This window comes from Gluconacetobacter sp. (assembly GCF_047721585.1).
In the GTDB taxonomy this organism is placed as follows: Bacteria; Pseudomonadota; Alphaproteobacteria; order Acetobacterales; family Acetobacteraceae; genus Gluconacetobacter; species Gluconacetobacter dulcium.
Genome location: NZ_JBDNXE010000014.1, coordinates 1 through 22,143, shown reverse-complemented (window position 1 = coordinate 22,143; position 22,143 = coordinate 1). Strand labels below are relative to the sequence as shown.

Annotated in this window: 20 protein-coding genes, 3 pseudogenes and 1 other annotated feature; of the genes and pseudogenes, 12 read left to right on the top strand and 11 right to left on the bottom strand. The window is 59.9% G+C overall.

Going from position 1 to position 22,143, the window contains the following annotated elements:
- The first annotated feature begins 41 nt into the window (after window positions 1–41).
- The 3 genes and pseudogenes from ABF821_RS04765 to ABF821_RS04755 all read left to right on the top strand — a co-directional run.
- Window positions 42–434, top strand: coding sequence for a VOC family protein (locus ABF821_RS04765; RefSeq protein ID WP_114725502.1), 393 nt, complete (start codon window positions 42–44; stop codon window positions 432–434).
- Window positions 435–436: 2 nt separating this feature from the next.
- Window positions 437–1,339: an MIP/aquaporin family protein gene (locus ABF821_RS04760; RefSeq protein WP_415529217.1), complete on the top strand. Its 903-nt coding sequence runs from the start codon at window positions 437–439 to the stop codon at window positions 1,337–1,339.
- A 248-nt stretch (window positions 1,340–1,587) separates the two neighbouring features.
- A pseudogene (locus tag ABF821_RS04755) lies at window positions 1,588–1,866 on the top strand (transposase); the annotation flags it as partial.
- 281 nt (window positions 1,867–2,147) lie between these two features.
- Here ABF821_RS04755 and ABF821_RS04750 read toward each other — a convergent pair.
- The 4 genes and pseudogenes from ABF821_RS04750 to ABF821_RS04735 form a co-directional block, all read right to left on the bottom strand.
- Window positions 2,148–3,278 carry an L-dopachrome tautomerase-related protein gene (locus tag ABF821_RS04750; protein ID WP_415529216.1) on the bottom strand — a complete coding sequence of 377 codons (1,131 nt, stop codon included), beginning with the start codon at window positions 3,276–3,278 and terminating at the stop codon, window positions 2,148–2,150.
- Window positions 3,279–3,282: 4 nt separating this feature from the next.
- Complete coding sequence (locus ABF821_RS04745; protein ID WP_182973167.1) at window positions 3,283–3,714, bottom strand: cupin domain-containing protein; 432 nt, start codon at window positions 3,712–3,714, stop codon at window positions 3,283–3,285.
- On the bottom strand, window positions 3,711–4,040 hold the full coding sequence (locus tag ABF821_RS04740; RefSeq protein WP_415529215.1) for a nuclear transport factor 2 family protein: 330 nt from the start codon (window positions 4,038–4,040) through the stop codon (window positions 3,711–3,713). Before ABF821_RS04740 ends, ABF821_RS04745 begins: the two co-directional genes overlap by 4 nt.
- A gap of 68 nt (window positions 4,041–4,108) precedes the next feature.
- A pseudogene (locus ABF821_RS04735) lies at window positions 4,109–5,129 on the bottom strand (zinc-binding alcohol dehydrogenase family protein).
- A gap of 100 nt (window positions 5,130–5,229) precedes the next feature.
- Here ABF821_RS04735 and ABF821_RS04730 point away from each other — a divergent pair.
- The 8 genes and pseudogenes from ABF821_RS04730 to ABF821_RS04695 all read left to right on the top strand — a co-directional run bounded on the left by ABF821_RS04730 (window position 5,230) and on the right by ABF821_RS04695 (window position 11,982).
- Window positions 5,230–5,616 (top strand): winged helix-turn-helix transcriptional regulator, encoded by a 387-nt coding sequence (locus ABF821_RS04730; RefSeq protein WP_182973170.1) that lies wholly within the window; start codon window positions 5,230–5,232, stop codon window positions 5,614–5,616.
- Window positions 5,529–5,882: pseudogene (locus tag ABF821_RS04725) on the top strand (IS3 family transposase); the annotation flags it as partial. The gene ABF821_RS04730 and the pseudogene ABF821_RS04725, both read left to right, overlap by 88 nt.
- Window positions 5,702–5,816, top strand: a sequence feature (AL1L pseudoknot). (Overlaps the previous pseudogene by 115 nt.)
- 430 nt (window positions 5,883–6,312) lie before the next feature.
- Window positions 6,313–6,558: a hypothetical protein gene (locus ABF821_RS04720; protein ID WP_415529214.1), complete on the top strand. Its 246-nt coding sequence runs from the start codon at window positions 6,313–6,315 to the stop codon at window positions 6,556–6,558.
- An 8-nt stretch (window positions 6,559–6,566) separates the two neighbouring features.
- Complete coding sequence (locus ABF821_RS04715) at window positions 6,567–6,815, top strand: hypothetical protein (protein ID WP_415529213.1); 249 nt, start codon at window positions 6,567–6,569, stop codon at window positions 6,813–6,815.
- Complete coding sequence (locus ABF821_RS04710) at window positions 6,808–8,463, top strand: polysaccharide pyruvyl transferase family protein (RefSeq protein ID WP_415529212.1); 1,656 nt, start codon at window positions 6,808–6,810, stop codon at window positions 8,461–8,463. Before ABF821_RS04715 ends, ABF821_RS04710 begins: the two co-directional genes overlap by 8 nt.
- Window positions 8,464–8,914: 451 nt before the next feature.
- Window positions 8,915–10,225, top strand: a complete 1,311-nt coding sequence (locus ABF821_RS04705) for a glycosyltransferase family 4 protein (protein ID WP_415529211.1) — start codon at window positions 8,915–8,917, stop codon at window positions 10,223–10,225.
- A complete protein-coding gene (locus tag ABF821_RS04700; RefSeq protein WP_415529210.1) occupies window positions 10,218–10,919 on the top strand; it encodes a hypothetical protein in 702 nt (233 codons plus the stop codon). Before ABF821_RS04705 ends, ABF821_RS04700 begins: the two co-directional genes overlap by 8 nt.
- Window positions 10,912–11,982 carry a glycosyltransferase family 2 protein gene (locus ABF821_RS04695; RefSeq protein ID WP_415529209.1) on the top strand — a complete coding sequence of 357 codons (1,071 nt, stop codon included), beginning with the start codon at window positions 10,912–10,914 and terminating at the stop codon, window positions 11,980–11,982. The genes ABF821_RS04700 and ABF821_RS04695 overlap by 8 nt, the downstream gene beginning before the upstream one ends.
- A gap of 184 nt (window positions 11,983–12,166) precedes the next feature.
- Here the strand turns inward: ABF821_RS04695 and ABF821_RS04690 are convergent, their stop codons facing one another.
- Window positions 12,167–12,778, bottom strand: a complete 612-nt coding sequence (locus ABF821_RS04690) for a MetQ/NlpA family ABC transporter substrate-binding protein (RefSeq protein ID WP_415529208.1) — start codon at window positions 12,776–12,778, stop codon at window positions 12,167–12,169.
- Between the two features lie 13 nt (window positions 12,779–12,791).
- Between ABF821_RS04690 and ABF821_RS04685 the strand changes: the two genes are divergently transcribed.
- A complete protein-coding gene (locus ABF821_RS04685) occupies window positions 12,792–13,058 on the top strand; it encodes a hypothetical protein (RefSeq protein WP_415529207.1) in 267 nt (88 codons plus the stop codon).
- Between the two features lie 114 nt (window positions 13,059–13,172).
- On the opposite strand, the gene ABF821_RS04680 is transcribed toward ABF821_RS04685, so the two are convergent.
- The 6 genes from ABF821_RS04680 to ABF821_RS04655 all read right to left on the bottom strand — a co-directional run bounded on the left by ABF821_RS04680 (window position 13,173) and on the right by ABF821_RS04655 (window position 22,076).
- The gene (locus ABF821_RS04680) at window positions 13,173–13,424 is read right to left on the bottom strand and encodes a DUF2171 domain-containing protein (protein ID WP_415529206.1); all 252 of its coding nucleotides are present in this window, start codon (window positions 13,422–13,424) and stop codon (window positions 13,173–13,175) included.
- Between the two features lie 314 nt (window positions 13,425–13,738).
- Complete coding sequence (locus ABF821_RS04675; RefSeq protein ID WP_415529205.1) at window positions 13,739–14,953, bottom strand: GIY-YIG nuclease family protein; 1,215 nt, start codon at window positions 14,951–14,953, stop codon at window positions 13,739–13,741.
- Window positions 14,946–16,982, bottom strand: coding sequence for a pseudomurein-binding repeat-containing protein (locus tag ABF821_RS04670; RefSeq protein ID WP_415529232.1), 2,037 nt, complete (start codon window positions 16,980–16,982; stop codon window positions 14,946–14,948). Before ABF821_RS04670 ends, ABF821_RS04675 begins: the two co-directional genes overlap by 8 nt.
- Window positions 16,983–17,153: 171 nt before the next feature.
- Window positions 17,154–18,806, bottom strand: coding sequence for an ATP-binding protein (locus ABF821_RS04665; RefSeq protein ID WP_415529204.1), 1,653 nt, complete (start codon window positions 18,804–18,806; stop codon window positions 17,154–17,156).
- On the bottom strand, window positions 18,803–21,592 hold the full coding sequence (locus ABF821_RS04660) for a class I SAM-dependent DNA methyltransferase (protein WP_415529203.1): 2,790 nt from the start codon (window positions 21,590–21,592) through the stop codon (window positions 18,803–18,805). The genes ABF821_RS04665 and ABF821_RS04660 overlap by 4 nt, the downstream gene beginning before the upstream one ends.
- A gap of 109 nt (window positions 21,593–21,701) precedes the next feature.
- Window positions 21,702–22,076 (bottom strand): hypothetical protein, encoded by a 375-nt coding sequence (locus ABF821_RS04655; RefSeq protein WP_415529202.1) that lies wholly within the window; start codon window positions 22,074–22,076, stop codon window positions 21,702–21,704.
- Window positions 22,077–22,143: the final 67 nt, after the last annotated feature.

The following is a 22,143-nucleotide window of genomic DNA, read 5'->3' as shown; positions in this document are numbered from 1 at the left end:
GATCACCCCCGGCTTTCCGTCTACAAGGAGATCCCCGTTCCATGCGCTTTACCGTCGATCGGCTGGACCACGTCGTCATCACCGTCCGTGACCTGGAGGTTTCGGCGTCCTGGTATCAACGGGTTCTGGGCATGGAGCGGGAGGAATATGGCCGCAACAACCGCACGGCGCTGAAATTCGGCGGCCAGAAGCTCAACCTCCGCCCCCATGGGGCGGAAGGCTGGGCCACGGCCACCGACGCGCTGCCCGGCACCAACGATCTGTGTTTCATCACCGCCGTCTCCAGCGGCGATGTGGTCGAGCATCTGGAGGGATGCGGCGTCCGCGTCACCGACGGGCCGGTGGCCCGCCTGGGGGCGCTGGGGCCCGTCACCTCGGTCTATTGCGAAGATCCCGACGGCAATCTGGTCGAGATCGCCTCCTACCAGGGCTGATCGTGGCGGGGCCGGCTTCCGTTTCCTCCACGGCGCCCGATCCGGCATGCTATCCCCAGCCGCATGACCGGCCGCTGGCTGGCGCGCCTCACCCCGACCGGCTGGTCCATCCCCGCCTCTATGCCTGCGAATGCGCGGGCACCGCGCTGCTGATGGTCTTCGGCCTCTCCACCAACATTCTGCTTGGCGCGGCCGGCAGCCCGGTTGGGCGGGTGCTGGCGGCCCATCCCGCGTTGCAGGTGGCATTGCAGGGGCTGTTCTTCGGGCTGGGCGGAACGCTTGCCGCGCTCTCGCCTTTCGGCCGGGTCAGCGGCGGGCATGTCAGCCCGTCGGTGACGCTGGCTTTTACCCTGATGGGGCGCCTGGCCTGGCGCGACATGCTGGGCTACATCGCCGCCCAGTTGGCGGGGGCGGTACTCGGCACCGGCCTGGTGGCACTGGCGGGGCTGATCTGGCCGCGCTGGGCGGCGTGGTCGCACGCCACGCATTTTTCCGCGACCTTGCCGTCGGCGTGGGTGCCGCTGGGCTGGGCTTTCACGGGCGAAATCTGCACCACGGCGCTGCTGATCGGCAGCCTGCTGTTCATGGGGGGCACTGCCCGCTTGCGCTGGGTGACGCCGCTGGTGGCCGGCCCGCTGTTCTTCATGCTGAATCCGTTCGAAGCGTGGCTGTCGGGTGACAGCACCAATCTGGCCCGCAGCCTGGGGCCGGCGCTGTTCTCCGGCCAGTGGCGCGGGTTCTGGATCTACGGTCTGGCGCCTTTCGCCGGTGTGGCCCTGATGGTGGGGTTGGTGCGGCTGGGCATTCTGGGCGCGATCGAACTGCACGAGGCCCGGCTGGCCCATTTCGGCCATCACGGCCGCGCGCCCTATCTGTTGCCCTGGCGGCGGCCGGGCCGAGGCTGAAGGCGCGTCCACGGCGCAGCCAAACCGTTCGCAGTGCATTGTAAAAACGTTTTCAAAAAGAGAAAGAAGATTATAATCGACGAATAATAAAATATATTACATTTTCGCTTTAAAAATATAATTAAATCGCATATTATTCTACCGTTTTTTGTTAAAGTTTCATTTAGTTTTCTGGTAGCGTATATTATATTCTTGATTCTCTCGCTGTCGGCATTCGATAGGCGAATTGCTATTTCAAAAAGGATGATATCCGCGCCCTGGTGCTCCAGCGCGTGGCGGGGATTGCCCTGGGGTGTGAGGATCTGGTCGATCACGACCGCCTCCGACACGATCCGGTCCTGGCGATACTGGCTGGCAAGCTGGACGCGCGCCGTGCCAGGTGCGCGCCGCTGGCAGGCAAGAGCACGCTGAACCGGCTGGAACTGAGCCGCGCGGAACCCGGTCGTTACCACCGGATCAAGCACGACCCGTCAGCGATCGAAGCCCGGTTCGTCGATATCTTTCTCGACGCCCACCGCGCCGCCCCCGCGTGCGGATCCTGCTGCGCGCCGATACCGGGATTTCCGCTGGCTGACGAAACAGACACCGCAAGGCGTCATGTCCACGCGTCTGATCCGCGTCAAAGCGGGCATGGATGGCGCGTGCCCAAAATTCGGTTTCCCGTTACGAAAACAGATCAGAACTGCTCGCAACCAGTTGACGGCGCTCCGTCAGACCGCCCCACATCATCGTGTGAGAAATGCGGGATATTGATCCGAAGACCTCTTTGACGCTCATGGGGATGTATATGTACACGCCGGGAGACGGTTCACTGGGTGTTTACGGAGAAAAGAAGGAACGGTCGCTGGACACGCGTCACCCCGTGGTTGAATCGCGCCAGTCGATCGAGCTGGGCGACCGGGAGCCATAGCCGTCCATCTCGCGCAAGGAATGGCGCGTCCGCCCAGTGCAGGCGGCGATCCGACACGAGAGACACGATCGTCCCTGCCGGATCGCGCCGGTAAACAGTCTCATCTTTCAGGGCGATGAAATAAAGATTCCCGTGTTTATCCATCGCACTGCCGCCGATCGGAGGGAGATCGGCCCAAGGAGTCACGGATGCGGCAAGCGTCGTGGGCGATATCGCGGGATCGTCCAGAAGTGAGGTTGGTACCTTCGACCACGGACCTTCGAGCGGCCCGAAATACAGGTATTTCCCGTCCGGACTGACTTCGAGTGGATCGGCATTGACCAGAAGCGGAATCCCATTGGCGTTTCTGACGACTTCGCCGTCGATGATGATCGGTCGATGCGGGCGTGCCAGCGTGGCTGGGGCGCTGTCGAGAACCCGGCGAAAGATACCCGTGGTGACATCGAGTACCAGAATGGCACCCTTTCCAGCGTCGGTGAGATAGGCATGCGGTCCGTTGAAACGGATATCGTCGATATAACTTCCGGCGGGAGCGACATCCGGACCCATCCGATAGATGCGCAGGATTGTCCCCGTTGCCGGGTCGAGACGGACCAGTTTTGGACCATCCTCGACAGGTGGCCCACCAAATTGCGGTGTCCCTGTATCAACCACCCAAAGTTTGCCTTCGGGGTCGATATGAAGGGCGTTGACGCTGACGAAGCGTTGTTTTGCGTCAAGGCCAGGTTTCCAGGCGTTCCATTCTGAGTTGGGAAAAGGGCGAAGCGAATTTTGTTTTGTAAGCACCGCTACCGCGGGGCCGGAAAAGCCGGTCCAGCGCGGGCCTCCTACGAAGATATGATTGGCAGCCAGGGCGACGGCATTCCAGTCCAGAACCGGGCTTGACGCCTCGACACGAAGTGATCGCGTGTCGGTGGTCTCCGCCCCTATCGCCGAGACATTCCCCAGGACAAGGCTTGCCGCGATCAGAGCGAAACGACAATATGACGTCGACGGAATGGATGGAAACCATGCTCTGAGGTGGCTCATGCTGTCAGAGCTTCGCGATGAATTCGGCTGGTGTGCCGTCTTCAGGATTGACGAAGGTAATGTCATCCTGTGCACGCCGTGGGGTGTCTATGGCAAGGAACACCACAGGCGCGCGCAAGATACGCGGCAGGGCGTGAATGGCACGCCTGGGAAAGACAAGAAGCTGTCCCGGCGCGAAAGGTGTTTCGGTGGCCGGGTCGTCTATCCAGAATGTACCCTCGCCGGACAGTACATGCAGGATCTCGTCGCATTGTGTGTGATAGTGGGCGGGTACGCCGCGATAGACGCGAAAGACCCGGATACTCCGGGACGCGGAGTCTGTCAGATACGTGTCCAGAAGCATCGTGTCAGCCGTGTCCGGAAACGATGCTGCGATGGCGTTGAGATCGAAACGACCACCCTGCGGGTCAGATGGAGGCACGTTATTCATGCTCATGACTCCGTCTCCCGCACGGCCCTGAGATCCCGTAATGCTGCGGTGTCCGCTACCTGGTGAAAGGCCACGATTTTTCCATTCCGGATTGTCCAGAAATGAGCGAAAGCAATTTCACCCGTCTTTCCGAGTGTCGTGCGCACCCGATAGAGCCCGGTCGTCGCGACGTTGGCGCCATCGGTTAGAAATGTCTCCGGTATCGTAACGTATTCGGTGAAATGGGTCCTGACCGCCGGGAAAAAACGTTCCGCGACGGCATGTCGACCGACATAACCACCACCCTCGGGAAACGTGTCGAGCACCGACCAGATGATATCGTCATCCAGCAAGGATATGTCGCCGGTCGCATACCAGCGCCGCACCAGATCCGATGATGTCGTGTTCATGTCGATTCTGCCTATTCATTGAAGCCCGCGAGAACGATCTTTCCCTTTGCCCGCCCGCTCTCGACCAGGGCGTGCGCGCGACGCAGATTGGTCGCGTTGATCGGGCCGAAAGTCTTGCCCAGCGTCGTGCGGATGCGCCCACTGTCCACGAGGGCCGCGATCTCGTTCAGCAATTTGCCTTGCTCGGCCATGTCGGCGGTTTGGAACATCGGGCGTGTGAATGTCAATTCCCAATGCAGTGACAGGCTCTTGCGCTTGAACGGCAGCGCGTTGAGGGCCTGCGGATCGTCGATCAATCCGAAATGTCCTTGTGGCGCCAGCAATTCCACGATATCGGCGAGGTGCTGGTCCGTCTGCGTCGTGGAGAAGACGAAGCCGGGTGCGCCGGTCGGAAGGTGCGCGACCTGTCCGGCGAGGGAATGCCGATGGTCGATCACGTGATGCGCGCCGAGGCTGCGGACCCATTCCTGGGTCTCGGGGCGCGAGGCGGTGGCGATGATCGTAAGGTTGGTCAGCGCACGGGCAAGCTGGATCGCGATCGAACCGACGCCGCCCGCGCCGCCGACGATCAGCAGGGACGGCACGGTACCGGGAACCGGGCGGCGGATGTCGAGCCGGTCGAACAGCATTTCCCATGCCGTGATCGCGGTCAGCGGCAGGGCGGCGGCCTGCGTCCAGTCCAGCGATTTCGGTTTGTGGCCCACGATCCGTTCATCGACCAGATGGAACTGGGCGTTGGTCCCCGGGCGATGCAGCGATCCGGCATAGAAGACTTTGTCGCCGACCGCGAAATGGCGGACATCCGGCCCTGTTGCCGTCACGATTCCCGCGGCGTCCCAGCCGAGTACACGCCATTGGCCGGGTTCGGGCGTGGCGCTGGACCGGACCTTGGTGTCCACGGGATTGACCGAAACAGCCCGGACTTCGACCAGCAGGTCGTGCCCGGTCGGCACGGGTTGCGGCAGTTCGATATCCTGCAACGCGTCAGGGTCCGTGATCGGCAGGGGGGGCTTGATAGCCAACGGCACGCATGATGTCCGCTCCATCGTTGAATGGAGGCAGGATGAAGCGTTATGCTGGCTATTCGCAAGAACGCACATATAACGCCCATAGTATCGGAAATGATACCGTCATGCCCCGTATTCGTCACAAGCAGCTCGATTGCAGCCCCGGCTGCGCCGTGGAAGCGACGCTGGAACTGATCGACGGGAAGTGGAAAGGGGTGATTCTCTTCCATCTTCTGCACGGGACGATGCGTTTCAACGCCCTTCGAAAACGTTTGCCGAACGTCACCCAGCGCATGTTGACGGCGCAGTTGCGCGAGCTGGAGCAGGACGGGTTCGTGCTGCGTACGGTCTATGCCGAAGTGCCGCCGAAAGTGGAATACAGCCTGACCGGGCGTGGCCGGAGCCTGGAGCCGGTCATCATGGCGCTGAAGCACTGGGGCGATGCCCATACCCGGTTCGGAAAGGGCGAGGACCAGCCGGCCTCCGTCGCCGGGTCGTTGACGACGATGTGAAGCTATCGGCGGAGAAGGATGCTTCATTTAATAGACGATCGGTCTATATGATGCGCCGCGCCAACGAGATCCTGCGCAAGGAATCGGCGTATTTTGCGATGGCGCAGTTCGACCGCCGCGGGAAATGATGATGTCGTTCATCGACGGCCATCGTGAGGAGTTGGGTATCGAGCCGATCTGCCGCGAACTGGCGATCGCCCCATCCTCCTGTCATGAACATGCCGCGCGTGCGTCCATCTGATGCACGACGTGATAGCCGTAGCAGATCCCGCCGCCGGACTTTTCCGCTTCGACCCGGCTACGCAGGCCGCGATAGGTCTTCATGACCCCATCCTTGAGGAACAGGGCATTCATCTTCGGATTTCCATGGTCGGCGACGTACGGCGGCACTTTTCTTCTGTCGGGCGAGGGTGATGAATTCCGCCTTGACCTTCGCCGGTATCTCGATCCCGACGGTATCGCCGGAAGGCGGCGTGTGCGTGATCGGCAGAAGCACGACAGCGGAGCCCGCGGCACGCTGTCGCTGGCCGCGACGAGGCAGGCGGGACAATCCTTGCCCTGATCCAGTCCCCGCGCGGCTTCATGCGTCCATAAATAATCGTAACGGCCTACGATGCGTGGTTTGGGTTCGGGAAACGACACGGACGGCCCCTTATTTCAGCAACTCGTCGAGATGGGGATGTTCGGGGCAGGGTCATGCTCGACGCGGTGGGACGCGAAGTCGGGAAGGAGGTCATCCACGTCGCGACGAATTTACGGGACAATACGGGGGTCGCGGCGCTTGATTGGGGCATGTTCGCCCATATTTCCGTCATTGCCGCCATCGCCATCGCCATCGCCATCGCCATCGCCATCGCCATCGCCATCGCCTTCACCCTCGCGCCGACCCAGGCGCGGGTCTTCGTCGCCAGCTCCGATGTGCCGCCGCCCTGGGGTTCGTAGCAGGGGATATGGAACCGCTCTGGGAATCGAGCGTTCTGGCGCTGGTCTGCGACGGTTGGGAATATTCCCGACTCGACATGCTGGCTGATGTGTCGACATCCCTGATCAACCAATGGGAAGATATCTATACCGCCGTGCCGGACCCGTTCTTGAAGCCCGCCATCGAGAGCCTTTTGCAGCGCAGCAGGCCGCCAGGGCAGCTAGCCCTCCACCGCGGCGGCTCCTCGTATCGCCTTGCCGGCGACCAGAATGGCTGACCTGACAAAGGCGTCAGCGGCCAGTATCGCCGATCTGGCCGATAGCGGTGTGTTCCAGGCGCTGGAGAACCTGACGGAGCAGGTGCGCGGCCTCATCGCGAACCGCCCCGTCGCTTTGCTCGACTGGCCGAATTACGAGAATTCCGGGGATCACCTCATCTGGCTGGGCGAGAAGACTCTGCTGCGCGCGCACTTACAGTGCAACATTGTCTACGAAGCCAGCCTCCGAAATTTTGATTTCTACGCCTTCAATCAATTGCCAGACGATACCGTGATCCTCTTTCAGGGCGGCGGCAATTTCGGCGACCTTTACAGCCACCATCAGCGCCATCGGGAATCCATCATTGCCGGTTATCCGGAGCGGCGCATTATCCTGCTCCCCCAGAGCATTCATTACGAGACCGCGGTCGGTATCGAGCGGAGCCGGGCAATTCTGCAAGGCCATCCCGATCTGCACGTTTTTGCACGCGACCATGAAAGCCTCGCCATCGCGCGCGACCGCCTCGGGCTAAGGCAGGCCCAGCTCGGCATCGACTGCGCCTTCTTTCTGACCGCCGTCATTCACCGGCTTCTGGCGACACTGCCCGCCCCCGACCGATGCCTGGTTGCTTTGCTGCGCGACGACGCCGAGCGCCTTCCCCATGGCCTGGGAACGACCTTGGCTCGGGAGGATTGGAGTTCCGTGCACGGGGTGGAGGATAATGCCAATGTACAGGCAGAGGCAGCCCTCCACAGCCTCAATCTGGAGGAGATGTTCGACACCGCCTTCGACCGCATTTCATGGCAGCGCCTGTATCGTGCCGTCGAGATCCTGGCGCCTGGAACGCTGATTCTTACCGACCGTCTGCACGGGCATGTGCTCGCACTGATGATGGGCAAGCCCCATATTCTCCTCAACAACCGGATTGGCAAAAACCGCAATTTCTTGAACGCCTGGACCGCCAGATCCGGCCTGGTTCGCTATATTGATCAATCCCAGGACAGCGCAGAGCTTCTCATGCTGGAAAATTACGAATTGGCACTGCAAGCCAAGGAGCGCGATCTCCAGGCCAAGGAGAGCGACATTCAGGCGAGGGATGAAACAATTGCGGCCCTAACGGCCGAACGAGACAGTGCCCGCGCAGAGCAGGCGCGACTGCGCGCCGAGCTTCTCGACACCGAGAGCCTGCGGGCGGCAATCGCGGCCGAACGAGACAATGCCCGTGCAGAGCAGGCGCGACTGCGCGCCGAGCTTCTCGACACCGAGAGCCTGCGGGCGGCAATCGCGGCCGAACGAGACAATGCCCGTGCAGAGCAGGCGCGACTGCACGCCGAACTTCTCGACGCCGAGAGCCTGCGGGCGGCAACCACAGCCGAACTCGACCGGACACGAAAGGACAAGGACAGCGCGCAGCAACTGGGCGCCCGCCTTCATGCCGATCTGCAACTGGCCATGGCCCGTGCGCTGACGCTCGATGCGGAACTGGTCACAAGCCGCGCGACCGGAATTGGTCACGAAGAACTGGCACGCCTGCATCACGCGCTCGCCCAGGCTGAAAACAACGCGGCCGAAGGGCAGATCGCGCGCGGCCATGTCTCGGCGATCCTGGCCTCCACCTCATGGCGGATCACAGCCCCCTTGCGGTTCGTGGGCAAAATCTTCCGCTAGGGGCGGGACGCGCGGGCCTGTCGGCGCATCTGGACAATGGCTTGGCTATAAGGGATGTAATAGAGGCGCTCCGTGCTCGGCAAGGCGCCGATAGAGGTCTGTTTGAAATGTCGATTGTGCTGTCATGACTGCTGACACCCGTCCCGAATTGCCCAGCGGATTGCCCATTTCCGGACATGAAGACCAAAGCGCGCAGGCCATTCGGGAAGCCGTGCTGAAGCGCGAAATTGCGCGATTGACCCGCGAGCGGAACAGTCAGGCGGACAGGGCCAATGCCCTGCAGAGCAAGCTTGCGATTCTGCGCTATGGCGACGCTCCCGTCGTGCCGCCGCTCGTGCCACAGGCGATGGCGGACAGTGACGAACTGGCGGCCCTGCGCGCCAGCCTCGCCGCCAAAGATGCGCTCATCCGTGGACTTTTTCAATCGACATCATGGAAACTGACGGCTCCGGTGCGGGCGCTCGCCGCCTGGCTCGGGCGAGGCAAACCGCCCATTATGGAAGCCGCCATTCAAGCGACCACTCTCTCGCCGCGGGCCTTTGCGGGACAATCGCCCATACCGGATGCCGCCGGCCTGGTGAGATCGGCCGAACGGCTCGCGGCTAAGACCCATCAAGCGCCGACCACAGCGGGGCGCGGCGTGGTGCTGGTTGTCGCCGATTTTCTGCCACTCTACGATCAACAAAGTGGCGGCCTGCGCCTGAAAACCCTGATGGCCCTGATCTGCGCCCTGGAATGGGACGTGGTCTTTTGTTCCTTCACGCCCGCCGAGCAATCCCCCGGCCCGCTGGCAACGGAAGCCGGCCGCCTGCGTTACGAAAACGCGCTCCGGGAGATTGGGGTCAGCCGTTTTCTGTATGGAAACGAGGACGCCCGGGCCTATCTGGCGCAATCGGGGCGGGACGTTCGATACGCCTTCATCAGCTTCCCCAGCATCGCCATGGCATTCATTCCACTGGTCCGGCTGCACTGCCCCTGGGCGCGTATCCTTTATGATATGGTGGATTTCCATTATCTGCGCATGAGCCGCGAAGCGGAGCTGATCGGCGACCCCACGCTGCGCGCGGCTGCGGAAGCCACCTTGGCACAGGAACTGTCCTGTATCGCCACCGCCGATCTCACCTTCGCAGTGACGGAGGACGAAAAGGCGGCCTTGCTGCGCCATGCCCCCGATGCCGTGATCGACGTTCTGCCCAATGTCTTCGATATGCCGGCCGATGAGCCACCGGGTCCCGCCGGCCGGCGCGATCTGCTGTTCGTCGGCGGCTTCTGGCACAAGCCGAACGGCGATGCCGTGCGCTGGTTCGTCAAGGAAATCTGGCCTGAGTTGCATCGTGAAATGCCGGATCTGGTGTTCCGCGTCGTCGGCGCCAATGCGGATGCCGATATCCTCGCCTTTGACGCCATGCCGAATATTGAAATCCTGGGCTTCGTGCCGGATCTGACCGAGTTGCAGCGCACGTCGCGGGTCTTTGTCGCCCCGTTGCGCTATGGCGCAGGCATGAAGGGCAAGGTCGGCCAGAGCCTGGCGCATGGGTTGCCCGTCGTGGCCACCCCCGTCGGCGCGGAAGGCATGGCGTTGGAGCACGGCGTCAATATCATGGTAGCCGAAACGCCGCAGGACTTCGCGCGTCAGGTGATTCAGCTCGTGCGGGACGACGCTTTGTGGCTCGCCCTGCAAAAGCAGGGCCGCGCCCTGATCGCCGACACGCTGTCGACCGATGTGGTGCGACGCAAGCTGGGCGATATCCTCCGTGACTGAGATTCTGATCGCGGGCATCTATCTGGCTGATCGTCCGAACACAGCGGCGCATCTCATCTATGAATTCGCGGGCGCACGTCGCACGCGCGTCACGCAGCGATGGGTGGCGCTGGCGGCGGACCGTCCTGGGGATTGCGACCTGCCCTGCACCATCTCGATCCGGCTACAGCGCACGCCGAAATTTCTTCTGGTCAACGACCTGACCGCCGATGCCGCACGTTTCGACTGGATCCTGCTGGTCGATGACGATGTCGAACTGCCGCCGGATTTCATCGACAGTTTTATCGATCTGGCCGAGCGTTATGACTTCGCGCTCTGCCAGCCCGCGCGAACCGTCGATAGTTACATCGACCATCCGCTGGTGATGCAAAACCCCGGCGTGAAGGCGCGGCAGACCCGTTTCGTCGAGATCGGGCCGGTGACGGCGATCCGGCGGGACGCCGCGCAGCTCATTCTGCCCGTCGCGGCCGATTGCGGCATGGGTTGGGGGCTGGACTATGTCTGGCCCCGCGTGATGGAAGATGCGGGGTTGAGGATGGGTATCGTGGATGCGACGCCTATTGCCCACAGGATGCGCCGTCAGGTCAGCGGCTACGGGTATGACGATGCGGCACGCGGCATGAGCGAGGTTCTGGCGGCCAATCGTCACCTGACGCGCGACCAGGCTTTCCAGGTGCTCGATGCTTATGTTTGAGCCGACAGGACTGCCGGCGACGCCTGAAATCTCGGCGATCCTCACCACCTATAACCGCGCCCATCTGCTGCCTCGCGTGCTGGAGGGGCTGGCGGCGCAGCGCCTCGCGGCGCATCGTTTCGAGATTGTCGTCATTGACGACGGCTCAACGGACGAGACACAGGCCATTCTCGCCGCCTGGGCGGAACGCCTGCCCATGCGCGTCTTGCGTCAGGCCCAGAGCGGACTTGCTGCCGCCAAAAATCTGGGGATTTTCGCCTGCCGCGCGCCGATCATCGTTTTTCTGGACGATGACGACGTGGCGGACAGCAATCTGCTGACCGGGCATCTGTCAGCCCATCTGCGCCATCCGGATGTCAATGTCGCGGTTCTGGGCCATACCGATCTGGCGGCGGATATCGCCGATCTGCCGGTCATGCGTCATGTCACCGGCGCGGGCAGTCAGCTTTTTTCCTATGGTTGGATGAAGCCCGGTCAGATGCTCAGCTACCGGGAATTCTGGGGTGGCCGCAGCTCATGCAAGCGGGCTTTGCTGACCGAACACGGCATCTTCAATCCGATCTTCCGCTTCGGTTGCGAGGATATCGAACTGGCTTGGCGTCTCGCGCCAATGGGATTGCGGGTGGTGTATCAACCCTCGGCCCGCGCGACCATGATCCGCGGCCTGACATTCCGCGACTTTTGTCATCGCGCCCGCCGGCAAGGTCGGTCGCAATGGGCCTTCGCCAACCTGCACGGCGCGCAGGAAGTGCGGGATTATTGTGAGATAGACCAGGCGCTGGCGCTTTGGCCGAAAGTAGCCGCGGACATCACAGGCATTCTGCGTTGGGTTGAAGGGCTCGATGCCATGATGCGGGCGCGCGGGACCGCCGTGCCGGCCCTCGCGACCGATACGCAGGCGGACATCGACGAGGCCTATGCCACGGCCTTTTTCCTCTGCCGGGTACAAGGCATCGCGGAAGCCGCCGGTCTTCCGCCGATCTTCAAGCGCCCTGAGGATCTACCCGTGTCACGGATGGATTTTCTGGACTGGGGCGTGCAATCGGATGGCAAGACGCTGTGACTGCCGCCAGGGTGAGCCGGCCTCATCCAGGCTCGGGCAGTTATACCGACGTGCGGAGAGGTGTGTACCGGCTTGGTGCCGCGCCTGCCTCTCGGCCGTCTACAGATGATCACAAAGGGCAAGAGGCCGGAGGCGGGAGACACCTCACCCCATTCATTCACGATGAATCCCCATAGACCTTAGGCTAGGAACCCAGGGCCGACGCTGCGCACGCGATTCCTTCCGCGCGGTGAGCCCAGTCGCTTGTTCCGTCGGCCGAATGCCCAGACGCACCCACGCCAGTCAGTGTGATGCCCACGATCATGAGAAGCAGCGACGGCCACAATTTTCGGGCTTGAAGTGCACCGGGCTCCCCCATGCTGAACGCCGCGATCAGGACGGGCGCCAGCACCATTTCCATGGTCTCCATCGACGAGCTGTCCTGGCGCAGAAAATCCATGGCCGCCTCGTCCTGTTCCGACAGGCGTGCGACGCATTTCACCTGCATCTGCATGCTGCCTTCGATCATGCCGGCCTGCATGATCGTGGCGTCGATAGCGTGGTGGCGGGTCAGGATCGACTGCCTGTCGATCTGGAGGCCCGATTTGAACGCCCGGTTCGTGTTGGCGATGGCGGCATCCAGTTCCTTCACCGACAGGTCGCGCGGAGTGTCGGCGATATCCAGCGCCGTGGGCAGCAGGCCGGCCGAAGGTGCCAGCTTGATCCGCCCCAGCCCTTCCAGCAGGCGCAGGGGATGGCTTTCGTTGCTGGGGTCGTTCGGTGCGCCGATCAGGCCCCCCTTCGGCAAGTCCGGCACGGACGGCCAGCAGATGCAGACACCAGCCGCGATCCTGCTTGGTGAAATCCTCTTGACCGGCTGCGCGCTGGCCCGTCCTTTACCCCCAGGACATGTCATGAAGGAGAAATGCATGTTTTTGTTCGGGATAGGTGCGATGGTCTCCGCGGTCCTGTTTGGTCTGTGGTTGTGGATCGACGATCAGGCCGCGACCGAGGAGAGCCCGAAAGGCAGCCGCGATGCCCAGGAAGCGGATGCCGAATTCGAACGGACGATGAAAGACATCGAAGACGGAAAGTAGGGGAAGACGGAAAAAAGGTAGGGAGCATACGTTTCGCACGCTCCCCGGCCGGGGATGGCCGCGACAGATGCCATGATATGGTATGGGGCCAAAGGATCGCAGGCTTGCCGGCTCTCAGGTCGTGTTCTCGCCGGCCGGAAGATCCTGATCGAAGAGCATGCGTGCGGTTGCCGCCGGACAATCGAGATGCACCTGATCGGTGATTTTCACGATATGGCTTGTGGGCAGATAATGCGTGTCGCCGTCTGCCGGTGTGTCTTCAAGCAGCAGGCGCGTTGCGCCCTCCACGCCGCGAATCCTGCCAACCGGATGGCCATCGGCACCGACGACGGACATGCCGGCGTGAATATCGGATAGCGCGATCATGGGCCTCTGCTCCTTGTTTCGCCGTAAGGCAAAAACAACGACGCGGCCCGTAGAAGGATGCCCCTGCGATCCGCTCTTTCATGCGCAGAGCATGCCATGCCGCCCCGGACGCGCGGCGTGCGACAGAGGATCTGAAGCTGTAATGCTCTGATTGTAGGGAAATTTTATGGAAATGGTGCCAAGGGCACACTCATATTATGAAATTATCTATATGATAATAAACAACAAATTATCATTAAATTGATGACAACACCCCCATATATACTCCGACTTGAGAATGATTGAGAATAAAATGGACTATTTTTAATATTCTGTCAGCTTTTGCCGTCGTGCTTTATCAAGCAAGCATGCTTCGGATCATAGGCGTAGCCGGTAATCGTCCCGTCCTTGATTTTGCCCACGGCGTCGTCGATCACGAAGAGCGGCACGAGGAACCATTCGCGGGGAATGACGGGATTGCCGAACCTGTCCTTGATCTCGATGTCCAGCCGAGCCGGGTCGAAAATGCGGTGGATCAGGTTTTCCAATCTGGTGCGGTTAATGTTGAACAGCTTATATGTCGCCACGACTTCCACATCCGCCAGCAGGAAAGTCGCATCGAGTTTCGCATTGGCTATCCGCTTGGCAACATCCCCACCGGTTACGCCGATCTTGTGAACGAGATCGCGATGGGCGGCGACAACCGGATTGTCCGACTTGCTCCTCAGAACATAAATAGTCCCGCTCTCCAGATCATCGTCCCCACTTTCTCCGGAGAACAGTGGACCGGCGCTAGGTTCCGACACACGACGACTGGTCTCGTCTTTGTATAAGGCGCGTTGGAGAGAACGGAGCAACAGATTGCTCTCTGTGCCATTGGAGTAGATAACACGAAGGCGGGCGTCGCTCTCGCCATTGGGTGCCTTGAATGCCTCTCCAACCTCCGCGACATAAGCAACCTGACCGCCGAGGATGAAAAACTCCCCGGCCTTGATGTCGGTCTTGAGGAAACCAGCCTCCTTGCGGATCGGCCGGGTGATGCGGGTGCCAGTGTCAATGTCCGCCTGCATTTGTGCGAACAAGGGCTTAAAGCGATCAAAGTCCTCGCATCGTTCCCTGTTGGCGATCTCCTCGGCGGCCTTCTTGTCCGCCGTCGAACGGACATGACGAAGATCGGTGACGCTGCCCGGAGCAATCTCGTCCACGCCTAGCTGGGCCAGCAACTCATCGTCGCTTATCTCCTCGTCGAGGCTGAGGACAGGACCGGCATCGGCAAGAATCCCCTGATGATCCATGGGCTCCAGCAGAATCATGCAATTCGCCTGCGTGCGAAGACGATCCAGCCGGACAGCATAGAGCCGCTCGAAAATGTCTCGACCCTCGCCGTGCTGTGGCAGGCGGCCATGCTCCGTCACGAAGCGCTGGATTGCCTCGAAGCCGGCGATGATCCGTTCTTCACGCGGGGTCCGGGCCGCCTCCCTTTTCGTCTCGACCTCGATGCCCAGTTCCGCAAGGAGCGCATCATCCTCGTCAGTGAAGTTTTTAGCCACGGTCTGCCTCCGCTTTCATGCGGGCAAGGAAGGCGACGCCCTCGGCCATGCGCTTTTCCCATGCGTCGGACGACGTGATGGCGGGCAGGCGACCGCGCTCCTGCTTGAACTGCAAGGCGCGTTTGGCGAGCTTGCGCGCTTCCTCCGGGGTCAAGGTCACGGTCTTACCCCCTATCACAGTGGCGATCTGTTGGAGGCTCTCTTCGGTCATTGCCTTGGAGAGAATGGCATACGCCTCGCCGAACGGGTTGATCCGGTCGATCAGGTCGACGTCCAGGTCGCGCACGTTTAGCGCGAACTGACGCACTCCGTCGATCAGGGCTGTGTTCGCCCCAGGCCCTCCTTCTTTGGCAATCTGGGCGGCTTTCTGGGTCAGGTTCAGAGCCGCGATAGCGTGCTGACGGACGGTTTCCTGATCCTCCGCGTCCAGTTCCGGATATTTGTCTTTGATGATCTTGCCCATCCGGACAACGGTCAGTTCCTCGGGCACAAGCTCCTGATCGAACAGCCCGCGCTCGATGGTCGTCTTGTCCTGTACAAAAGCGGTGATGACCTCGTTCAGGTCTTCCTGGCAGATACGGGCGGCTTCCTCGCTTTTGGGCTCGGTCAACCCTTTGATCTCGATTTGGAAGGTGCCACGCTCCTCATTGAACCCGACATTGCACTTGTCGGATTGATAGCCGCCTTCACCATAGTCGAAGTCCGGAGTTGCTTGACTTGCGGGATTTTTGGGCTTGAACTCATAACGAGGCGCCAGAACCTGCTCCATCAGCAGACTGGCGGCGATAGCCTTTAGTGTGTCGTTAACGGCTTCGGTCACAGCGTCCTCAGACGCATCTGGTTCCGCGATCAGGTTGGTGAAACGGGAGCGCGTCTTGCCGGGCGCGTCGCGGGTGGCACGGCCTATGATCTGTACTACCTCGGTCAGGCTGGACCGATAGCCGACCGTGAGCGCATGTTCGCACCAAATCCAATCGAAGCCCTCCTTGGCCATGCCGAGTGCGATGATGATATCCACATAGTCACGGTCCGTCTTCATGGCAGATGCCCGAAGACTTTCCTGAATCCTGGCCTGATGCGCCGGGTCCACGAGGTCGGCGATCCGTAACACCTTGCCCTCCGGTGTTCGGACCAACTGGAAGCCGGTGACGGGATCGGTGCCCTGCCAGTCACCCAGTGATGACAGGATGTGTTCCACCTCCTTGAGTTTGTCTTTGGTACTTTCGCGCGAATTGACGCTCGGAATATGGATGATCGTCTTCTGACTCGGGTCCAGAACCTTCAGGATGTCGTCGGCATAGGAGTCGGAGTAGAAAAAATAACCGATGTCGAGCCGTTTCAGATACTGATAGCCATTCAACTGCTCGTAGTAGGTATAGGTGACGGTATCGAACCTAGCCTCATCGTGCGGGGACAGCACAGCTTCTGCGTCGCCCCGGAAATAGGAGCCAGTCATGGCGACGATATGCACCTTGTCGCGGGCAATGAAGGCCCCAAGATGCAGGCCCAGCTTGTTGTCCGGGTTGGCCGAAACATGGTGGAACTCGTCCACCGCGATCAACCGGTCATCGAAGGCTTCGGCGCCGAACCTGTCCACGGCGAAGCGGAAGGTGGCATGAGTGCAGACCAGAACCCCGTCATCGCTCTCAAGGAATTTGGCGACAGAATTGACCTTGCCGCCATCTGTCCCCGGAGCGTTGCAGAGGTTCCACTTCGGTTCGACGTGCCAGTCAGCCCAGAAACCGGCCCGGCTCAGCGGCTCATCGTTGAAACTGGCGCCGATGGACTTCTCCGGCACGACGATGATGGCCTGTTTCAGGCCCTGATTGGACAATTTGTCGAGTGCAATGAACATGAGCGCCCGGCTTTTGCCAGAGGCAGGCGGCGATTTGATGAGAAGATATTGCTCGCCGCGCTTCTCATATGCGCGCTCCTGCATGGGGCGCATTCCCAAGGCGTTGGCCTTGGTGGAGTTGCCGTTTGCGGCATAGGCGACCGAAACGGAAGGAACAGGAATATTCAAGCCCAGGTCCTTCCGATCAAAACCCGATCAAAAACTCCGGGCCGGGGGCTCCCGCTATAACCCATTGATTTCTTAAACCTTGTCATATCCGATTCCTCCTTTGTCTTCGCTCGGAGTCCAAACCCAATCAAAACGTTCAGAAGGCGCATAACGGCGCATAACGGCGCATAACTCAGCTCATAATATGGCCTTTGTACCCAGCGTATAATATGCGCCACGGCGCTGACCGTGCATGATCAATTTGCTTTCATCCGCCAATCGGCGCAGGAGTTTGGATGCCTGATTGCTGTTCAAATGGCATAATTCAGCAGCTTCGTGCCGCTGTATGCGTTCATGCTGCTGGGCATAACTCAGGACCATTTGCTCGTGCTGCAAAGGACTGAAGCCAACTTGCCGAGTGTAGGCTGCCTGTCTGCCTTCTGCATTGTAAACATCAGCTGACAGCATATAGCTGCGACCCCGTGTCTGACCATGAGCCTGTACTAACCCAGCCTCGATCAGACTTTCCAGAGTTCGCCTTGCCTGAGTGGCATCGCGATGAATATGGTGGGCCAAATCATCGGCACTTACCCTCTTGTGCCGACGGAGCACTGCCAGGGCGATGAGACTGTCAATCGGGAGATCGCGCCCTTGCTCGACTACCAGGCGGAGGAATGCTTCATCTATGTCCATTGTCGAAAGCTGTACGATAACATTGCTCTGGTTTGTGCGGCTGTAATCCGGTTCTGGACGACCAAAACGCAACATGCCGCGATATATCTTGTCGACTCCACGGCCGGAGCGCTCCACAATCCCAATGCGCTTCATGGCATCGGCCAAGGCAGGATTACGTGGACGCGGTTCGGTGGTCAGGAGATTGGCAAGTGTAACGCCATCTACGAGGCCGCCGGGATTGCTGATAGTTAGGCCGTGATCGTCAAGCCTCACATGCACCGCACCCAGTTTGTGGTAATCACGGTGTACAAGAGCGTTAGCGACTGCTTCGCGAAAGGCGCCCATATCTACTTTGGGGGCCGGAACACGGAATAGGCCAATCTGAACTTCATGTTCCGGGTTAAATGGGCGAAAATTCGTCTCCAGCCAATCAAGCATCTTCAATAATGGAAACCGCCGGAATTCATTGAATCTCACTGCCTCACGTTCCAAAACTTGGAATGCAAGTTCATGTGTTGACACCCGGTCATACAAGGCGGTCTCTCGCCCGATCACAAGTAGCCCCGTCAAGGTGGGAACCCGCTCTCCCGCGTCATTACGGACGGTGAAGCGTAACGCGCCATCCAGTGCCTCGTCATCTAGCTCCAACAGCACACGGTCACCACCATAAGTCTGGATGGCCTGGCGCAAGCGTTCACGTTCCAGAGGATCGAAGTCTGCTAGACTAGCGCTGGCCACAGGTTGGGCAGATACATCGTGCAAGCCAAAGTGATTGGCACGGCTACCTCGGTCATGTGGAAGCAACGGCACGCACTCTGGCGTGCCATCATGTTTGATTCGGCGCTGGAGATACATTCCCGCCGATGTTGCCACATCGGACTGGGATTTTGGCACAGTGATCCGCGCGACACGGATGTTAGCAATCTCCACCACCTCGGTCTTCACTGTGAGTGAGGGGGAGGTCCTGGAGGCTATCAGTCCTGGTAGACGATCCAGATTGAAATGTGCGTCATGCAGTCCGGTTGGCGTGCCATCGTCCTCCACTCCAAGCCAAAGTTCGCCGCCTTCGGTATTTGCAAGGCATACAAGAGCTTGAACCAGCTCGTCATCAGGTAGGCGCTTACGATCGCTCTTGAATTCAACCGTCAATGTCTCACGGGCGGGCAACTGGCTCATTTGCGCACCGCCCTGCCTGTCCGTTTTGCCCCTTTCTCAGATGCGGTCATCTTTGTGTAAAGATCGAACAGTTTTTCCAATCGCTCTGTGTCATTACGGAAGCGGCGCCCGATATAGATGCGCTCCAATACCTCATCGTTCCGCTTGTGGGTTTCGCGCAGGTCTGTGGGCATCTTTTCTGGATCGTAGAGTTCAGCAATGGTGGCCGGGAAATGGGCCTCGCGCGCCAACAGGATGTCTTCGGCGCAACGGGTCAGGTCGGACTTCATCTTGTCAGTTAGTGTTGGAACGGGAAACGTGTTCCAGCCAAGAGTGTTAGAATAGCGGTAGTCGGTTTTCAACTTGCCGCAGACGGTACCAATCCAGACGAGATGTAGACGCGACGCGATGAGGGCAAGATTCCAAAGGGGGGCGTCGTAGAGAGCGAAGGCAAGATTGCTGACTATGGTGCTGGCTGGCACATAGCCGACAGGCAAATACTCCCGCGTCTCCGACGATACGCTGGGTACGACAATTACGGTCTCGTCGCCTTTTTGCCTGACTTCGCCAAAACGATAGGGAATGACGGAAAGAGCCTTCGTGGTTGCGCGATTCGATGCTGCTCTTTGTACCCGGACGGCCTCAAATCTCTCCCGCAGCCATTGGTTCTCGTTAGCCGTGCCATATTCGCCAGCGTCAACCCAGATGCACCGCCGCTCCATTCCCCGAATAAATTCCTGCGACCCGACAAATGGACGAACGAACCGTATCGGGACGCCGAAACGCTCGATCGCGTTTTCTGCCTCTTCAGCATCGAGCAAGAGATGCCCGCCATCATTGGGCATGTTGCCGAAACTCATCTCAGAGAAGCCGTTATGGGGTTTTGACTGCGGGCCGACGGTTATATTCGCTCCCGGAACCAGATATGGGTTGATGTTTTCCGCTTCCTTGACAAGGGAAGCACCATCATCAGCCATGCTGAAAAGGTGTCGCTGCTTTCCCGCATGACTGGATATGCCGACGATTACGACCGTTACACCCGCTTTGTTACTTGCGAGATTGGCCCATTTGAATGAAGTGTGAGCAAAGGCGATTTCATGGCCGGTTTTGAAGATCAGCGGCCATAAAGTCTCTACCTGTCGACCTTGGCAAATCGAGTTGGTGGAGACGAAGGCTGCAGCCGCGTTGGTGTGTATGCCATAGTTCGCTGCCTTCATGAACCAGCCCGCGACGTAATCGAGTGATTTCCAGCTTTTGGTAAGATGGCCGAAAATTGCCTCCAATTCGGACTTTTGATCGTCCTCCTGCCACTGGCTTCCCTTGTATGGTGGATTCCCACAAATATAGGTCTCTCCACCGTCATTCTCGAAGTCGATCTGCGGCTGGTCCGATGGAGTGTGGAACAGGTCGTCGGCAGAATGCTTCACCCTTGTCCCGCTTGGCGGACAGATACTCAGCCAGTCCAACCGTAGTGCGTTGTCGCAGGTGATCCAGTTTTCCGCGTTCAGCGGCAGGAACTCAGCTAGTGCCAGCTTCTGCCCACGATACAGCACATCGCACTGAAACTCCGCGATAATTAGCGCAAGGCGCGCAATCTCGGCCGGGAAGTCGCGTAGTTCGATCCCACGGAAATTGGTCAAGGGGATGTCCGATGCCTGATCTGGTTCTCCACGGCGGCAGTTGATCTCGGCCTCGATGGCCCGCATTTCCTTGTAGGCGATGACGAGGAAATTACCACTGCCGCAAGCGGGATCGAATACTCTGATCCTCGCCATGCGTCGCCGCAGGTTCAGGAGCATTCGGCTGTTATCGCCCGCCTCCTCCAACCGCGCCCGTAAGTCGTTGAGGAACAGGGGTTTCAGAACTTTCAGAATGTTGGGAACGCTGGTGTAGTGCATTCCCAGCGTGCCACGTTCCTCGTCATCCGCCACCGCCTGGATCATCGAACCGAAAATGTCCGGGTTGATCTTCGTCCAGTCGAGGGCGCCGATATGGATGAGATAAGAACGGGCGATCTTGCTGAAACGCGGCACCTCGGGGCTACCGGCGAACAAACCACCATTCACGTAAGGAAACCCGTCCGCCCAGCGGGGTAGCTTCGCAGCCACACGCTCCGCTGTGGGAGTGTTCATGGCGCGAAACAACTCGCCAATCACCTCATGGGTGTTGGACGAATCCCGCTCGCTCATCCGCTCGACCGTGCCGGTAAAAGGGTAGCTGCCGTGGAAGATGTCCGTATCTTCCGCGAAGAAGCAAAAGATCAGCCGGGCCATGAAGTGGTTCATGTCGTGCCGACGATCGGCGGTCCCCCAGTCTGGGTTGTCCTTCAACAGCTCGACATACAGCCGGTTCAGTTTGCTGGTCGCCCGGATGTCGAACGAGCTTTCCCTGATTTGCCTGACCGTGGTGATCCCGGCCAGAGAGAGGAAGAAGCCGAAATGGTTGGGAAAATCGGCATAGGGGCAGGCGACAGTCTCGCCGCTGTCCATATCTTCTGCCTCGAACGTGTCGCCGTCCGTGGCCAGGATGAACTTGGCTTTGGCCTTCGTTGTGGCGAGACTGGCCCTGAGCGTTCCAAGGATCTGCGTCACCTCACCAGTCGGAGCCACGGCGATGTGGATATTATTCCGTTGCAAGACACCGCCTGGCAGGTCGGATGCGTTGGTCGAACCCTTGGTGGCGCGCAGCCGCTTGATCGTGGTGTCCTTGTTCCCGAAGGCGGCGAGGAACTGATACGGAAACTCTGCGGCGTCGAACGTCTGCTCCGCAAGCGTGGATACGGCTTCCTCAATCTCTACGGCGTTCATTCGCCTTCCCAATCCCTTTATCAAACAAAGAGATAGCACCACCGTGCCCTGAGCGGCGCGGAACGCTTGCCTCCAATCTTTACATATCTCTAGGCTATACAAATTTGGGTCACAGGGCCATGCCCTTGGCGGTAGCCGCCTTGCCATACTTGTCCCCGATCTGGGCACTTGCTACTTTTCCGACGCTGGCTGCCGGAGCAAGGGCAGTCTGCTTGATACCCGATCGTTCCTGAATAGCTGCAACGAGCTTGGCGCGGTCGTTGGTATAGACGGCAACGCTTTCCCTGGCGCGCGAGAGGGCCACATAGAAACTCTTCTGATCGACGAGTTGGCTGGCGGCGCTATCGGCATGGACCAGAACGCGATCGGCGGTGCGCCCCTGTGCCGCGAAGGCCGTGGCGACCCAACCATGGGCGATGTGACGATCGCGCGGACTGTCCGGCGTCAGATGCTCGATCCGGCGATTGGCCATACGGAGCGTCACGCTGCGGGTCTGAGAGTCCGTCCAAGATCATGATGTATGATTACAGAGTCTTCTGAGCATCATCCGG